This is a genomic window from Bordetella muralis (genome assembly GCF_054781015.1).
Map to the genome: position 1 here is coordinate 44,457 of NZ_BAAGVF010000005.1, position 13,305 is coordinate 57,761.

General features: G+C 61.3%; 12 protein-coding genes. 10 read left to right on the forward strand and 2 right to left on the reverse strand.

The window, feature by feature from the left end:
* The first annotated feature begins 77 nt into the window (after positions 1 to 77).
* Complete coding sequence (gene bktB, locus ACYVIT_RS10265) at positions 78 to 1,259, forward strand: beta-ketothiolase BktB (RefSeq protein ID WP_415808471.1); 1,182 nt, start codon at positions 78 to 80, stop codon at positions 1,257 to 1,259.
* A gap of 65 nt (positions 1,260 to 1,324) precedes the next feature.
* A complete protein-coding gene (locus tag ACYVIT_RS10270) occupies positions 1,325 to 2,095 on the forward strand; it encodes a class I SAM-dependent methyltransferase (RefSeq protein ID WP_415808469.1) in 771 nt (256 codons plus the stop codon).
* 47 nt (positions 2,096 to 2,142) lie between these two features.
* Here ACYVIT_RS10270 and ACYVIT_RS10275 read toward each other — a convergent pair whose 3' ends face one another.
* Positions 2,143 to 2,850 (reverse strand): VIT1/CCC1 transporter family protein, encoded by a 708-nt coding sequence (locus tag ACYVIT_RS10275; protein WP_415808468.1) that lies wholly within the window; start codon positions 2,848 to 2,850, stop codon positions 2,143 to 2,145.
* A 211-nt stretch (positions 2,851 to 3,061) separates the two neighbouring features.
* Between ACYVIT_RS10275 and ACYVIT_RS10280 the strand changes: the two genes are divergently transcribed.
* From ACYVIT_RS10280 to ACYVIT_RS10315, 8 genes are all read left to right on the forward strand, one after another.
* A complete protein-coding gene (locus ACYVIT_RS10280) occupies positions 3,062 to 3,844 on the forward strand; it encodes a GntR family transcriptional regulator (protein ID WP_415808467.1) in 783 nt (260 codons plus the stop codon).
* Entirely contained in the window at positions 3,795 to 5,093 is a 1,299-nt protein-coding gene (locus tag ACYVIT_RS10285; protein ID WP_415808466.1) for a malonyl-CoA decarboxylase domain-containing protein, read from the forward strand. The genes ACYVIT_RS10280 and ACYVIT_RS10285 overlap by 50 nt, the downstream gene beginning before the upstream one ends.
* A gap of 15 nt (positions 5,094 to 5,108) precedes the next feature.
* Positions 5,109 to 5,921, forward strand: coding sequence for an enoyl-CoA hydratase/isomerase family protein (locus ACYVIT_RS10290; protein WP_415808465.1), 813 nt, complete (start codon positions 5,109 to 5,111; stop codon positions 5,919 to 5,921).
* A 5-nt stretch (positions 5,922 to 5,926) separates the two neighbouring features.
* Entirely contained in the window at positions 5,927 to 7,468 is a 1,542-nt protein-coding gene (locus tag ACYVIT_RS10295; RefSeq protein ID WP_415808464.1) for a malonate--CoA ligase, read from the forward strand.
* 244 nt (positions 7,469 to 7,712) lie between these two features.
* The gene (locus ACYVIT_RS10300) at positions 7,713 to 8,696 is read left to right on the forward strand and encodes a Bug family tripartite tricarboxylate transporter substrate binding protein (protein ID WP_415808463.1); all 984 of its coding nucleotides are present in this window, start codon (positions 7,713 to 7,715) and stop codon (positions 8,694 to 8,696) included.
* Between the two features lie 297 nt (positions 8,697 to 8,993).
* Entirely contained in the window at positions 8,994 to 9,971 is a 978-nt protein-coding gene (locus ACYVIT_RS10305; RefSeq protein WP_415808462.1) for an ABC transporter substrate-binding protein, read from the forward strand.
* Between the two features lie 104 nt (positions 9,972 to 10,075).
* Positions 10,076 to 10,966, forward strand: coding sequence for an ABC transporter permease (locus tag ACYVIT_RS10310; protein WP_415808461.1), 891 nt, complete (start codon positions 10,076 to 10,078; stop codon positions 10,964 to 10,966).
* Positions 10,967 to 10,968: 2 nt separating this feature from the next.
* Complete coding sequence (locus tag ACYVIT_RS10315) at positions 10,969 to 11,763, forward strand: ABC transporter ATP-binding protein (RefSeq protein ID WP_094822281.1); 795 nt, start codon at positions 10,969 to 10,971, stop codon at positions 11,761 to 11,763.
* A 679-nt stretch (positions 11,764 to 12,442) separates the two neighbouring features.
* Here ACYVIT_RS10315 and ACYVIT_RS10320 read toward each other — a convergent pair.
* Entirely contained in the window at positions 12,443 to 13,249 is an 807-nt protein-coding gene (locus ACYVIT_RS10320; protein ID WP_415805638.1) for a TOBE domain-containing protein, read from the reverse strand.
* Positions 13,250 to 13,305 lie beyond the last annotated feature (56 nt).

Consider the following 13,305-nt stretch of genomic DNA (forward strand, 5'->3'; position numbering starts at 1 on the left):
CGGTTTGCCGCAGCGCAGTATGATGAGGGGGTTGCTGCCGGTATGGTGCCGGCATGTCGTGCTCCAGGAGATATTGCATGAATGAAGTCATCATTGCCGCAGCCGCCCGTACCGCTATCGGCGATTTCGGCGGTGCGTTGAAAGATGTGCCGCCCATCGATCTGGGCGCGGCAGTCATCAAAGAGGCATTGGCCCGCGCAGGCGTTGGGGGCGACGAGGTAGGACACGTCGCCGTCGGGCATGTGATCAACACCGAACCGCGCGATATGTATCTGTCGCGTGTGGCGGCCATGAATGCCGGCATTGCCAAAGAAACGCCCGCCTTTAACGTCAACCGTCTGTGCGGCTCCGGCCTGCAGGCCATTGTGTCGGCCGCGCAGACCGTGTTGCTGGGCGATACCGACATCGCCATCGGCGCGGGTGCGGAAAGCATGAGCCGTGCGCCCTACATCGCGCCGGCGCAGCGCTGGGGCGCGCGGATGGGTGATGCCGCGTTGCTGGACATGATGACCGGCGCGCTGTCGGATCCTTTCGAACGCATTCACATGGGTGTGACGGCTGAAAACGTGGCGGCGAAATTCGGTATCAGCCGCGCCGACCAGGATGCGTTGGCGGCGGAATCGCACCGCCGCGCTGCGGCTGCGATCGACGCGGGTTATTTCCGGGATCAGATCGTGCCCATCGTCCAGAAAACCCGTAAAGGCGACGTCGTCTTTGATACCGACGAGCACGTTCGGCGCGACGTGACGGTCGAAGGGTTGGCCGGGCTCAAGACCGTGTTCAAAAAAGAGAACGGGACAGTGACGGCGGGCAATGCCTCGGGCTTGAACGACGGCGCAGCTGCGGTCGTGCTGATGAACGCCTCGGTCGCTGAAAAGCGCGGCGTCAAACCGTTGGCGCGGCTCGTGGCCTATGCGCATGCAGGCGTCGAGCCGTCCATCATGGGTATTGGCCCCGTGCCGGCAACGCAGGCGGTACTCAAGCGTGCAGGCCTGACGGTGGACCAGTTGGACGTCATCGAGGCCAACGAAGCCTTTGCTGCACAGGCGTGCGCGGTATCGCGCGAGTTGGGCCTGGATCCGGCCAAGGTGAACCCGAACGGCAGCGGGATCGGCCTGGGTCATCCGATTGGCGCGACGGGGGCCATCATCACGGTCAAGGCGCTGTATGAGTTGCAACGCATACAGGGCCGTTATGCTCTGGTGACGATGTGCATCGGCGGCGGGCAGGGGATCGCCGCGATCTTTGAGCGCGTGTAATTTCGCACAAGCACTTCGACGGGCAGGCTCGCTACAATCACGCGATTATTCGCTGAGACTTTCCGATGCCTGCCCTTACCCGCCCCGCTGCCGCCGATCAGCCTACGCTTTCCGAATCCGACGGCATTCGTTATCTGCATTTCGGCACAGAATGGATCCAGGGCGCCATGCGCATCAAGGCACCCGCGGAACTGGTCCTGGAATACACCTCGCAGATGTTGGCCTGGCTGCTGTTTCTGGAGCCGCCCAAAGAGGAGTCGATCGGCCTGTTGGGACTGGGGGCGGGATCTTTGACGCGGTTCTGCCTGAAACACACGCGTAGCCCGCTGACGGTCGTGGAATGGAATCCCCAGGTCACGGCCGTGTGCCAGATGTTTTTCCGCCTGCCGGCATCACCGCGCCTGACCGTGCATCACGAGGATGCTGCGGTGTGGGTGGCGGATGCGCAGAATGCGGGAAATTGCCCGGTGCTGATGGTGGACCTGTACGATGCCGCCGCGCGCGGGCCGGTGCGGGATTCCGTTTCGTTCTACCGCGCCTGCCGCCGCGTGCTGGGCGAGGTCGGTGTGTTGTCGGTCAATCTATTCGGCCGGCACGAGAGTTTTGACCGCAATATCGAAAATATACGCCAGGCATTTGATGACCGCATTGTGCTGTTGCCCGAGATCGATGCCGGGAATCAGATCGTGCTGGCGTTCAGTGGGCCATCGCTGGCCATTACGCCGGCGCAATTGCTGGCCCGGGCGGAAATCGTGGAAAGCCAATATGGGTTACCGGCTCGCCGTTGGGCTCGGGCGCTGACGAGCTACGCCGTTGATGGAATGCTGTACTTTTAAAGCGAGGCGGGTATGCGTCCCCGCCTTCAGTCTCTAGCCCGAAAACGTTAGGGTGGGGTGCCAAACAGGGCACCGATGCTGGCTGTCACGGCCATGGCCAACGTGCCCCAGAAGGCCACACGCAGTGCGCTTTTGACAACGGATGCGCCACCGATCATGGCGGCGATTGCGCCGAGCAAGGCCAAAAAGAAAATGCTGGTGGCCACGGTCCATGTCAGCAATGACTGTGGCGGGGCTAGTACGACCACGGCCAGCGGCAGCGCCGCGCCCACCGCAAAGCTGGCGGCGGAGGCCACCGCTGCCTGCAACGGGCGCGCGCGCAGGGTTTCAGTGATGCCTATCTCGTCGCGAGCGTGAGAGCCCAGCGCATCATGTTCCATCAACTGTGTTGCGACTTCGGCCGCCAGTTCAGGATCCAGCCCACGCCGGACGTAAATCCCTGTCAATTCCCTATGCTCGCCCGCCGGATTGGCCAACAATTCCCGACGTTCCTGCGCGAGGTCTGCCTTTTCAGTATCCGCCTGCGAATGGACGGATACGAACTCGCCGGCTGCCATCGACATGGCGCCGGCAGCCAGTGCGGCAATGGCGGTGGTCAGGACGCTGGCGTGGCTGGCATTGGCCGCCGCGACGCCCGCAATCAGGCTGGCAGTGGAAATGATGCCGTCATTGGCGCCTAGCACCGAGGCGCGCAGCCATCCAATACGCCCCGTACGATGGGGTTCAGCGTGAGCGCGGTAGTGAGAATGCGGCACTGGAAAGAGAAGCTTGTGAGTTGAGAGGTAGTCTGTGCCTGGAAAGCATACGCGAAATTTCCTGACAGGATGTTGCGCGCCTGGCGGCGCAACGGGGCGAAACCAGGTGCCAAGGGATTTCCCAGGGGACGGGGGCTATCGCTTTAGCGCCGTAATGGCTATGATCAAGATTCCTATAATTATGAATTACAGGATTCCCCACAGGCCTGCCATGACCGCACCTATTGTTCGTCAAGCGCTATACCTCGAGGTCGCCGACCGATTGCGGGACATGATTCGCTCGCGGACGTTGGCCAGCGGCGAGTGGATAGACGAGGTGTACCTGACGGGCGTGCTCGGCATTTCCCGCACGCCGTTGCGCGAGGCGCTGAAAGTCCTGGCGACCGAAGGACTGGTGCGGTTGGAGCCGCGCCGCGGGTGTTTCGTCAACGAGTTGTCGTTGCAGGACCTGGAAGACATCTTTCCCTTGATGGCCATGCTGGAGGGGCGCTGCGCGCACGAGGCGGCATTGAAAGCCTCCGACGCGGAACTCGCAGGGCTGGAATCGCTGCATCGAGCACTGCAAACGCATGCTGCGGCAGGCGAAGTGGATGCCTATTACGACACCAATGCGCAGATCCACGAGGCCGTTCAGGCGCTGGCGAACAATCGCTGGCTGTCGGACATGGTGGGGAATTTACGCAAGGTGCTGAGCCTCTTTCGTCACAAAAGCCTGACCGTGCCCGGACGAATCACCGAGTCCTGCGCCGAACACATGGCCATTTTTGCCGCGCTGAAAGCCCGTGACCCGGAAGCCGCCGAGGCGCTGGCCCGTAAACATTTGCTGCGTCAGCTGGACGCCTTGCGTCTGCTGGCCCGGCGGGCCGAGGCCGCGCCCCTGACGGCAACAGCCCGTTCATCATCACCGTCATCCTCAAATACGTCTGCTATCCAGGAGGTTTCCCATGACAGCCCTAGACTCCAGTCCGCTCGCACGCGGCGCTCGGCCGCCTGAGGGCGATACCGTGTCAGATGAAAAAGCGGTTGCAGAGAGCGCAGGGCTGATGGCCCGGCTTGGCCGCCTGTGGGATCGCGACCGCCCGCCTACTGCCACGGAAATCCTGCCCCTGTTCCAGGCACGCCTGACGGATGTGGCCGCGAACAGATTGGCACGCACCTGGTGTGCTGCGTACACGGCGGCGGACGGTAAGCGTCGGCGCGAATTGCTGACGGGCCTGGCGCAAGTCGATGCCGGTTTACAGCCGCGTGGCGATCGTGGGCTGGCGTTCTTCAAGCGTCTGAATGCATTGCCCGATGGTTTGCGTTTCCTGGTGGCGTTGCGTGCGGATATGCTGCGCTGGCGTAAACAGGTGGCAGGCCTGCAGGCTCTGGACAAGGATCTGGAAAGCCTGCTGTCGGCCTGGTTTGACGTGGGGCTGCTGGAGCTGCGTCCCTTGACGTGGGACTCGCCGGCGTCGTTGCTGGAAAAACTGATCATCTATGAGGCCGTGCACGAAATCCGGTCATGGGATGATTTGCGCCATCGCGTCGCGCCGGATCGGCGCTGCTATGCCTATTTCCATCCGCAAATGCCGGATGTGCCGTTGATCTTTGTCGAGGTGGCTTTTGCCACGCAGATGGCAGACAACGTACAGGTCGTGCTGGATACGGCCGCACCGCCAGCCGATCTGGACAAGGCCCGCTGGGCGATTTTCTATTCCATCTCGAATACGCAGCCCGGGTTGCGCGGGATCAGTTTTGGCAATTTTCTGCTCAAGCGTGTGATCGAGCGCCTGGTCGAGGAGCTGCCCAAATTGCGTTTCTTTGCCACCTTGTCGCCGATTCCCGGTTTGGTCGACTGGCTGTCGCGTCTGAGTGCGGCGGAAGTCGAGGCGGTTGTGCGCGACAAAGGCCGTACGAGAGCCGGCGCACCCGATGGCGCCCGCTGGGTGGCCAGACTGTCCAAAGCGGCGACAGGCAAGTCGTCCGAGGTAGTGCAGCGGGCTGGCATGAAGCTGGTGGCGCACTATTTGATGACGATGAAAAACAATCAGCCCATCGATCCTGTCGCGCGTTTTCACCTGGGCAACGGTGCGCGTATCGAGCGACTGAATTGGGCGGCAGATACGTCGGCCAAAGGGCTGGGCCAATCCTGCGGCATGATGGTGAATTATCTGTACGACTTGGATGACCTGGACGCCAATCTCGAACAATTAGGGCAGGGCAAGCCGCGTGTCAGTCGCGGTATTGCGCGGATTGCATAGTGAGTGGACACAACAATGAACGAGCATGACGCATCATCTGTAGCGCGTGGGCAGGGCAGCGTACAACTGACACGCGAGGGCGCTTTGGCGTGCGTGACGTTATCGCATCCCGGGCGGTTGAACGCCATTACCGTGTCGATGTGGAATCAGTTGCGCGCGGTGTTCGACACGCTGTCCGCAGATGACACCGTGCGCTGCGTGATCGTCCGCGGCGAGGGCGGTCAGTTTGCCGCGGGAGCGGACATTCGCGAGTTTCCCGAGGTACGGGGCGATTTATCTCAAGTGCGCCACTATCACCAGCATATTCTCGCGCCAGCGCTACAGGCAGTGGCGGATTGCCCGCATCCCGTCGTCGCACAGTTGGAGGGCGTCTGCGTGGGGGGCGGGTTGGAAATCGCCTGTCAGGCAGATCTGCGTATCGCGGGGGCGTCGACGCGTTTCGGGGTGCCGATCAACAAGCTGGGGTTCCCGATGGCGCCCGACGAAATGCGGGGCTTGCTGGCGTTGGTCGGCCGTGCGACGACCATGGCGATTCTGCTTGAGGGGCGCGTATTCGATGCGGCCGAAGCGCTGTCGTTAGGGCTGTTGACCCGTGTCGTGCCGGATGCCGAGGTTGCCGGCCAGACGCACGCCTGTGCCGAGCGTATTATGCGTGGCGCGCCGTTGGCCGCACGTATCAACAAGCGGCAGTCTCGCCATTTGCAGCAAGGCGCGCCGCTGGACGAATCCCATTATCAGGACTTTTTTTCTTATGCCGAGAGTCATGACCATCGCGAAGGCGTCGACGCCTTTCTGGCTGGCCGGACGCCGGTATTCACTGGAGACTAAATAAGGTGAGCAACGCCAATCTGTATACCGTGCTGGCTAGCGGCTTTCCCGCAGATCGCAGTCAAATCGCCCTGGAAACGCCTGAGCTGCTGTACACCTGGGACGATATCGATCACGCCAGTGCGTGCCTGGCTAATTTGTTGACCTCGCTGAATTTACCCGAGGGATCGCGCGTCGCGGTACAAGTTGAAAAATCCCCCGAGGCGCTGTTGCTTTACCTGGCCACGTTGCGGGCCGGACTGGTGTACTTGCCTTTGAATACGGCTTATCGCGAGTCGGAAATTTCGTATTTCCTGGGCGATGCGGAGCCCGCGGTGGTGGTGTGCTCCAGCAAAAATCTGGGCTGGGTGAGCAAGGCCGCCGCGCAGGCCGGTACCGCTCATGTCTTTACGCTCGATGAGGATCGCACAGGTACCTTGCTGGATGCGGCCGCGGGCCAAAGCCAGTCGTTCAAGGACGTCGTGCGTAACGCGGACGATTTGGCTGCGATCCTGTACACGTCGGGGACCACGGGCCGTAGCAAGGGCGCCATGCTGTCCCACGGCAACCTGGCCTCCAATGCGCAGGTGTTGCATCGGTATTGGGGCTGGCGTTCGGACGACGTGCTGCTGCATATGCTGCCGATCTTTCACGTGCATGGTTTGTTTGTGGCCTCTCACGGCGCGCTGTTGGCTGGTGCTCGCATGATTTGGCTGCCCAAGCTGGACGTCGAACAAGCATTGCATTACCTGCCGCGCTGTACGGTGATGATGGGTGTGCCCACCTATTACGTCCGTCTCCTGGCCGAGGCGCGCTTTAACCGCAAGGTATGTGCGCGCATGCGTTTGTTCATTTCCGGGTCGGCGCCGCTGTTGATGGAGACCTTCGACGATTTCCGCGAACGCACAGGGCAAACCATTCTCGAGCGTTATGGCATGAGCGAGACCGTGATGCTGACCTCCAATCCCTATGATGCGGCCGACGGCGAACGCCGTGGCGGCACCGTGGGCAAAGCCTTGCCGGGTGTGCAAGTCCGTGTGGTCGATGATAATGGGTCCGAGCTGGGCACAGGCGAGATTGGCAATGTGCAGGTGCGTGGCCCGAACGTGTTCTCGGGCTACTGGCGCATGCCGGAAAAAACGCGCGAAGAGTTCACCTCGGATGGTTGGTTCCGCACGGGCGATGTGGGCCGCTGGGGCGGCGAATCGGGCGGCGCAGCGGTGCCGGACGATTACCTGTCCATCGTAGGCCGCAGCAAAGACCTGATCATCTCGGGCGGCTACAACGTCTATCCCAAAGAAATCGAACTGATCATTGATGAAATGTCCGGCGTATTGGAGTCGGCCGTCATCGGTGTGCCCCATCCGGATTTCGGCGAAGCCGTAGTTGCCGTGGTCGTCCCCCGTGAGGGCGCTGCCCTGGACATCTCCGCGATGCAGGCAGAGCTGAAAAGCCGGATTGCCAATTTCAAAGTGCCCAAGCAATTGCATCTGATCGATCAGTTGCCGCGCAACACGATGGGAAAAGTACAAAAGAACGTTCTGCGCGAGTCATACAAGACTGCGTAACCTTCTATTAACCGCCCCAGACAGGAGGCTCGCTCACCAGCTCATTTTTATTGGACCCACGTCCGTCGCACTGACAGATTCGCAGGCCTGGGCCGGATTCGATTCCGGTCTGCGAGACGATGGAAATCCGAGACAGTCCCGTGGCCGCTGGACCGCGGCGCGGGTTGTCCGGCGACACACTGATGCATTCATATAAAACCAAATACGGGCAGCATTTTCATGCTGTATCAATCGAGGAGACGAAATGAAGCATTCCATGATTCGTGCATTGAGCTTGGCAGCCGCGCTAGGGGTCAGCGCGGCTTTGGCACCGACCGCTGCCTTGGCCGATTGGCCTGAGCATCCCATCAACTTGATCGTGCCGTTTCCCGCTGGCGGCGGCACGGACACGTTTGCGCGGCCGTTGGCTCAGCAACTGAGCACACAGTTGGGGCAGACCGTCGTGGTTGACAACAAAGGCGGGGCCGGCGGCACTGTCGGAGCCTCCGTGGCCGCAAAAGCCAAAGGCGACGGCTACACGTTCTTTATGGGCGGCGCCCACCATGTCGTGGCGCCTGCGCTCTACAAGAACCTGACGTACAACATTCAGAAAGATTTCATCCCGGTAGCGCTGCTGGCGCAGCCGCCCCAGGTGGTGGTGATCAACACATCCAAATTGCCGGTGAAAACCTTGCAGGAGTTCATTGAGTATGCGCGCAAACGCCCGGGCGAAATCAATTTCGGCACGGCAGGCAAGGGCAGCACACACCATCTGGCTGGCGAGCTGTTCGCGATGCAGACGGGGATCAAGCTGATCGATGTGCCCTATCAGGGTGCGGGCCCGATGCTGTCAGCCTTGATCGGTGGGCAGGTCGATCTGGCATTTGACGGCTTGGGCTCGTCGGCAGGCCATATTCGAGCCGGCAGTATCAAGCCTCTGGCGGTGGCTGCCGCCAAGCGTTCGCCATCGTTCCCCGATGTGCCGACGGCCGCCGAGGCAGGCGTGCCGAACTATGAAGTGTCGACCTGGTATGCCTTGTGGGCGCCGGCGGGCACGCCGAAGCCCATCGTCGACAAGATGATCGCCGAGGTGACGAAAGCCTTGAATACTCCCAAGGTCAAAGAAACATGGGCAGGCAACGGTTCGGCCACGCCGGATCTCACCGGCGAAAAATTCGGCGCCTTTGTCGATAGTGAAATCGTCCGATGGGGCAAGGTCGTCAAGGATTCGGGGGTGACGCTGGATTGATGACAGGCAAACGGCTGGCACGCATGCCAGGCGTGCTGCAGCGGTTTGCCCGGTCTTGGAGCGAGCCGCTGCACTGCCTTGAATGAGTCGTGCAATAACGGGTGTCAGCCGTGTTTGGGGCGTGACGTGAGGCCAACTGTCGTGGCGACAGCATTTTTCAGGGATTACCCCCGCCACCAAGTCCGCCGCGACACGTTAGACTTAGCGGTTTCACTGGTATGTGGGCTTGGCAGTCAGTTGACAGGCTCACACGCTGATAAGTAAACCAACACCCAAACGGTGCAAGGAGTAGACCCGATGCTGATCGGAAAAAAACATTTTCTGACGGTGGGCGCAGTGGCGGTGGCGTTGGCTATCCACGCTGTCCCGGCCGTTGCGGCGCAACAAAAATCGGTGGCCGTGACGGCCATCGTCGAGCATCCCGCCCTGGATGCCGTACGTGATGGCGTCCAGGACGCCCTGAAAAAAGCCGGCTACGAGCCGGGTAAGAATCTGAAATGGCAATACCAGAGCGCGCAGGGCAATACCGGCACCGCCGCGCAGATCGCGCGCAAGTTCGTCGGCGACCGTCCTGACGCCATTGTGGCCATCGCGACGCCGTCGGCCCAGTCGGTCGTCGCTGCGACCAAAGACGTGCCGGTGGTGTACTCGGCGGTGACCGACCCTGTTGCTGCGCAATTAGTGCCCAGCATGGAGCCCTCGGGTACCAACGTGACCGGCGTGTCCGACCTGCTGGCCTTGGACAAACAGGTCGAGCTGATCAAAAAGGTCGTGCCCAACGCCAAGCGCGTCGGCATGGTCTACAACCCCGGCGAGGCCAACTCGGTGGTGGTGGTCAAACGGTTGCAGGAACTGCTGCCCAAGGCTGGCTTGACGCTGGTCGAGGCGGCCGCGCCGCGCACCGTCGATGTGGCCTCCGCCGCGCGCAGCCTGATCGGCAAAGTCGATGTGATCTATACCAATACCGACAATAACGTGGTGTCGGCCTACGAGTCTCTGGTCAAGGTCGGCAACGACGCCAAGATTCCCTTGGTGGCCTCGGACACCGATAGCGTAAAGCGTGGCGCCATTGCGGCGTTGGGCATCGACTATCATGATCTGGGCGTGCAAACGGGCAAGATCGTGGTACGCATCCTCAAGGGCGAAAAACCGGGCGCAATCGCCTCGGAAACCAGCTCGAACCTCCGCCTGTTTGTGAATCCGGGCGCGGCTACCAAACAAGGTGTTACGCTGCCGGATGCGCTGGTGAAATCGGCGGCAGAGATCATCAAATAATGACAGTCACTGCTGGCCCGCTGGGCCAGCAGTTTGTTTTCACTGAACATAATTCAAGGTAGTGCCAGCCGGGTTCACAAGACCTGGCGGGTCAGATTCTATTCATGTCCTTATTCTCTTTGCTTGGCGCACTGGAAATTGGCTTGATTTTCAGCCTGGTCGCGCTAGGCGTCTTTATTTCCTTTCGGCTGCTGCGTTTTCCCGATCTGACCGTGGACGGCAGCTTTCCCTTGGGCGGCGCGGTCGCCGCGACATTGATTTCCGGGGGCGTGGATCCCTTTACCGCCACGCTCGCTGCAACAGCGGCCGGGGCGGTGGCGGGACTCATCACCGGCTGGCTGAACGTCAAGCTGCGCATCATGGATCTGCTGGCCAGCATCCTGATGATGATTGCGTTGTATTCCGTGAACCTGCGCATCATGGGCAAGCCCAATGTGCCGCTCATCACCGAGCCCACCGTCTTTACCATTTTGCAGCCTGAATGGCTGAGCGACTATGTGGCGCGTCCGCTGATCCTGGTCGGCGTCGTCCTGATCGTCAAGCTGCTGCTCGACTGGTTCCTGTCCACGCAGTCCGGTCTCGCGATGCGCGCGACGGGCTCCAACGGCCGCATGGCCCGCGCCCAGGGCGTGAACACCGGCGGCATGATCCTGGCAGGCATGGCCCTGTCCAACGCCCTCGTGGGCCTGGCTGGCGCCTTGTTCGCGCAGACACAAGGCGGCTCGGATATCTCCATGGGGATCGGGACCATCGTGATCGGCTTGGCGGCTGTGATCGTCGGCGAAAGCATCCTGCCGTCTCGCAAGCTCGTATTGGCCACCTTGGCGGTCATCATCGGTGCATTGGTGTACCGTTTCTTTATCGCCTTGGCGCTCAATAGCGATTTCATTGGCCTGCAGGCCCAAGACCTGAATCTCGTCACTGCCGTATTGGTCACCATCGCTCTGGTGATTCCGATGTTGAAGCGCCGCTTGATCGGCAAGAAAGGAGCCTGATCATGTTGCGCGCACAAGATCTGAAAATGACTTTCAACGCGGGAACCCCGATCGAAACCCGCGCGTTGCGTGGGTTGTCGCTCGAGATCCCCAGTGGCCAGTTCGTGACCGTCATCGGTTCAAACGGGGCAGGCAAGTCGACGTTCCTGAATGCCGTTTCCGGCGACTTGCCCGTCGACTCCGGCCGGATCGAAATCAACGGCGAAGACGTCACCCGCAAACCCGTCTGGGAACGCGCTGGCCGTGTCGCACGCGTATTCCAGGACCCGATGGCAGGCACTTGCGAGGATCTCACCATCGAGGAAAACATGGCGCTCGCTCAGATGCGCGGCGCACGCCGAGGCTTTGGCCGCGCGGTCAAAGTCAGCATGCGCGAGGGATTTCGGGAACGTCTCGCCACGCTGGGGCTAGGGCTGGAAAACCGCTTGTCCGATCGTATCGGTTTGCTCTCGGGTGGGCAGCGTCAGGCAGTCAGCCTGTTGATGGCGGCATTGCAGCCGTCGCAGATTCTGCTGCTGGATGAGCATACGGCCGCGCTGGATCCGCGCACGGCGGATTTTGTTCTGCAATTGACCGCTCGCATCGTGGCAGAGAGCAAGCTCACGACGATGATGGTGACTCACAGCATGCGGCAGGCGCTCGATGTGGGCGATCGTACTGTCATGTTGCATCAAGGACAGGTAGTGCTTGATGTTTCGGGGGACGAGCGCAAAGGGATGGATGTGCCGGATCTGCTGGCGATGTTTGAGCGGGTTCGGGGGGAGAAACTCTCGGATGATGCGTTGTTGCTGGGGTAGGGCGCGCCTCTTTGTTTGTTGTGACGGTTGTCGTTGTGATGTGCTCCGGAGGGGAGTCGCCTCTCAGCATCGGGTGTCTCGATTGAGACGTCCCTGCCGGGTGTCGGGCAGTTCTCCACCGGGCCTATCGCGCGGACTCGGCCCATGACCAGGGGCCTCGGTCCGCTTCGCGGACTGAATCCGCGCTCAACGGCCCGGCGGAGAACTGCCCGACACCCGGCAGGGACTCACAGCCGTGGCTGGCCGCGGATGTTGGTTGCCACCTACGGCACCCATTACGGACACAGCTTGCTCTTGGCATCCGTCAATAGACATTAGATCAGCCAATAGACATTAGAGCTGCCAATAGACATTAGCATCCGCCAATAATAGACGTTGCGAGCCGGGGGCCGTCATGTAAAGGCGGTGCTGGCCCGTTGAGTCCGCCGAACCGCCCTTGTCAGGCGGGGGGCAGTCGGCTGGGCATGTTTGAGCGGAGCGCAGCGCAGCGAGTTTGCCCAGCCGCCCCGCCTGGCGAGGGTGGTGAAGGGCAGTCTGGTCGCGCAGGCGACCAGACCGGACGATAGGGCCAGCACCGCCTTTACATGACGGCCCCCGGCGCCTAAAGAACTCAATTATCCGCAAGCAACCCATCCTCACCCGCAAACAAGCAACCCGCCGACCAACGCAACATCTCTAACTAAGCAACAACCCCCAATATCACATTAGACGCATCGAACACCGCCACCACCCGCACCCCCTGCGCCAATTCCAACGCCTGCGCACTATCCTGCGTAATGATGGCCGCCAGACTAACCGCATTGCCAATATCGACGATGATCTCGCTATTGACCGCACCCGGCCGAATGTCCGCCACCGTGCCCGCCAACTGGTTACGCGCCGAGAGGCGCAGTCCCTCGCCAGGCAGAGCGATCATGACAGAGGGGGCCTTGATGAGCGCGATGGCTTCGCTGCCGATGGCCAGGCCGAGATCGGCCGTGCTTTCGCGAGTGATGGTGGCAACGATGTCATGCCCGCCCGCGATACACAGCGTGACTTCGTCATTGACCGCGCCCGTCCGGATCGCGCTGACAGTGCCCAGGAGCTTGTTGCGCGCACTGGTCTTCAACATGATTCGCTTCATCAAATTCAGGTCATTCGGCGCGTCCAGATTCGTTTGAGCCAGATGCTCCATCACGCGCCGGTGTTCCGCCTCCAGGATCTGGAACGTTGCGATAAGCTGCTCGGCACGGGCCGTGAGTTGCGCGCCGCCGCCGCCTTTGCCTCCCGTTGCCCGCAGCACCAGCGCCTCGCCGGCGAGATTGTTCATGGCGTCGATCGCATCCCAGGCCCCTTTGTAGCTCATGCCGACCGCTCGCGCTGCTGCACTGATCGAGCCCGTGAGTCCGATTTGAGTCAGCAGGTCGATACGGCTTTTGCCACCCAATGTTTGGCTGCCGGCTCGTAGCCAGATGGATCCATCAAGCTCCAGCGGGGGTGATGTCATGGCGCAGTCAGAGAGTAGGGCAGTTGTCGGTGGGATAGGGACGTGGCAGCATAGGC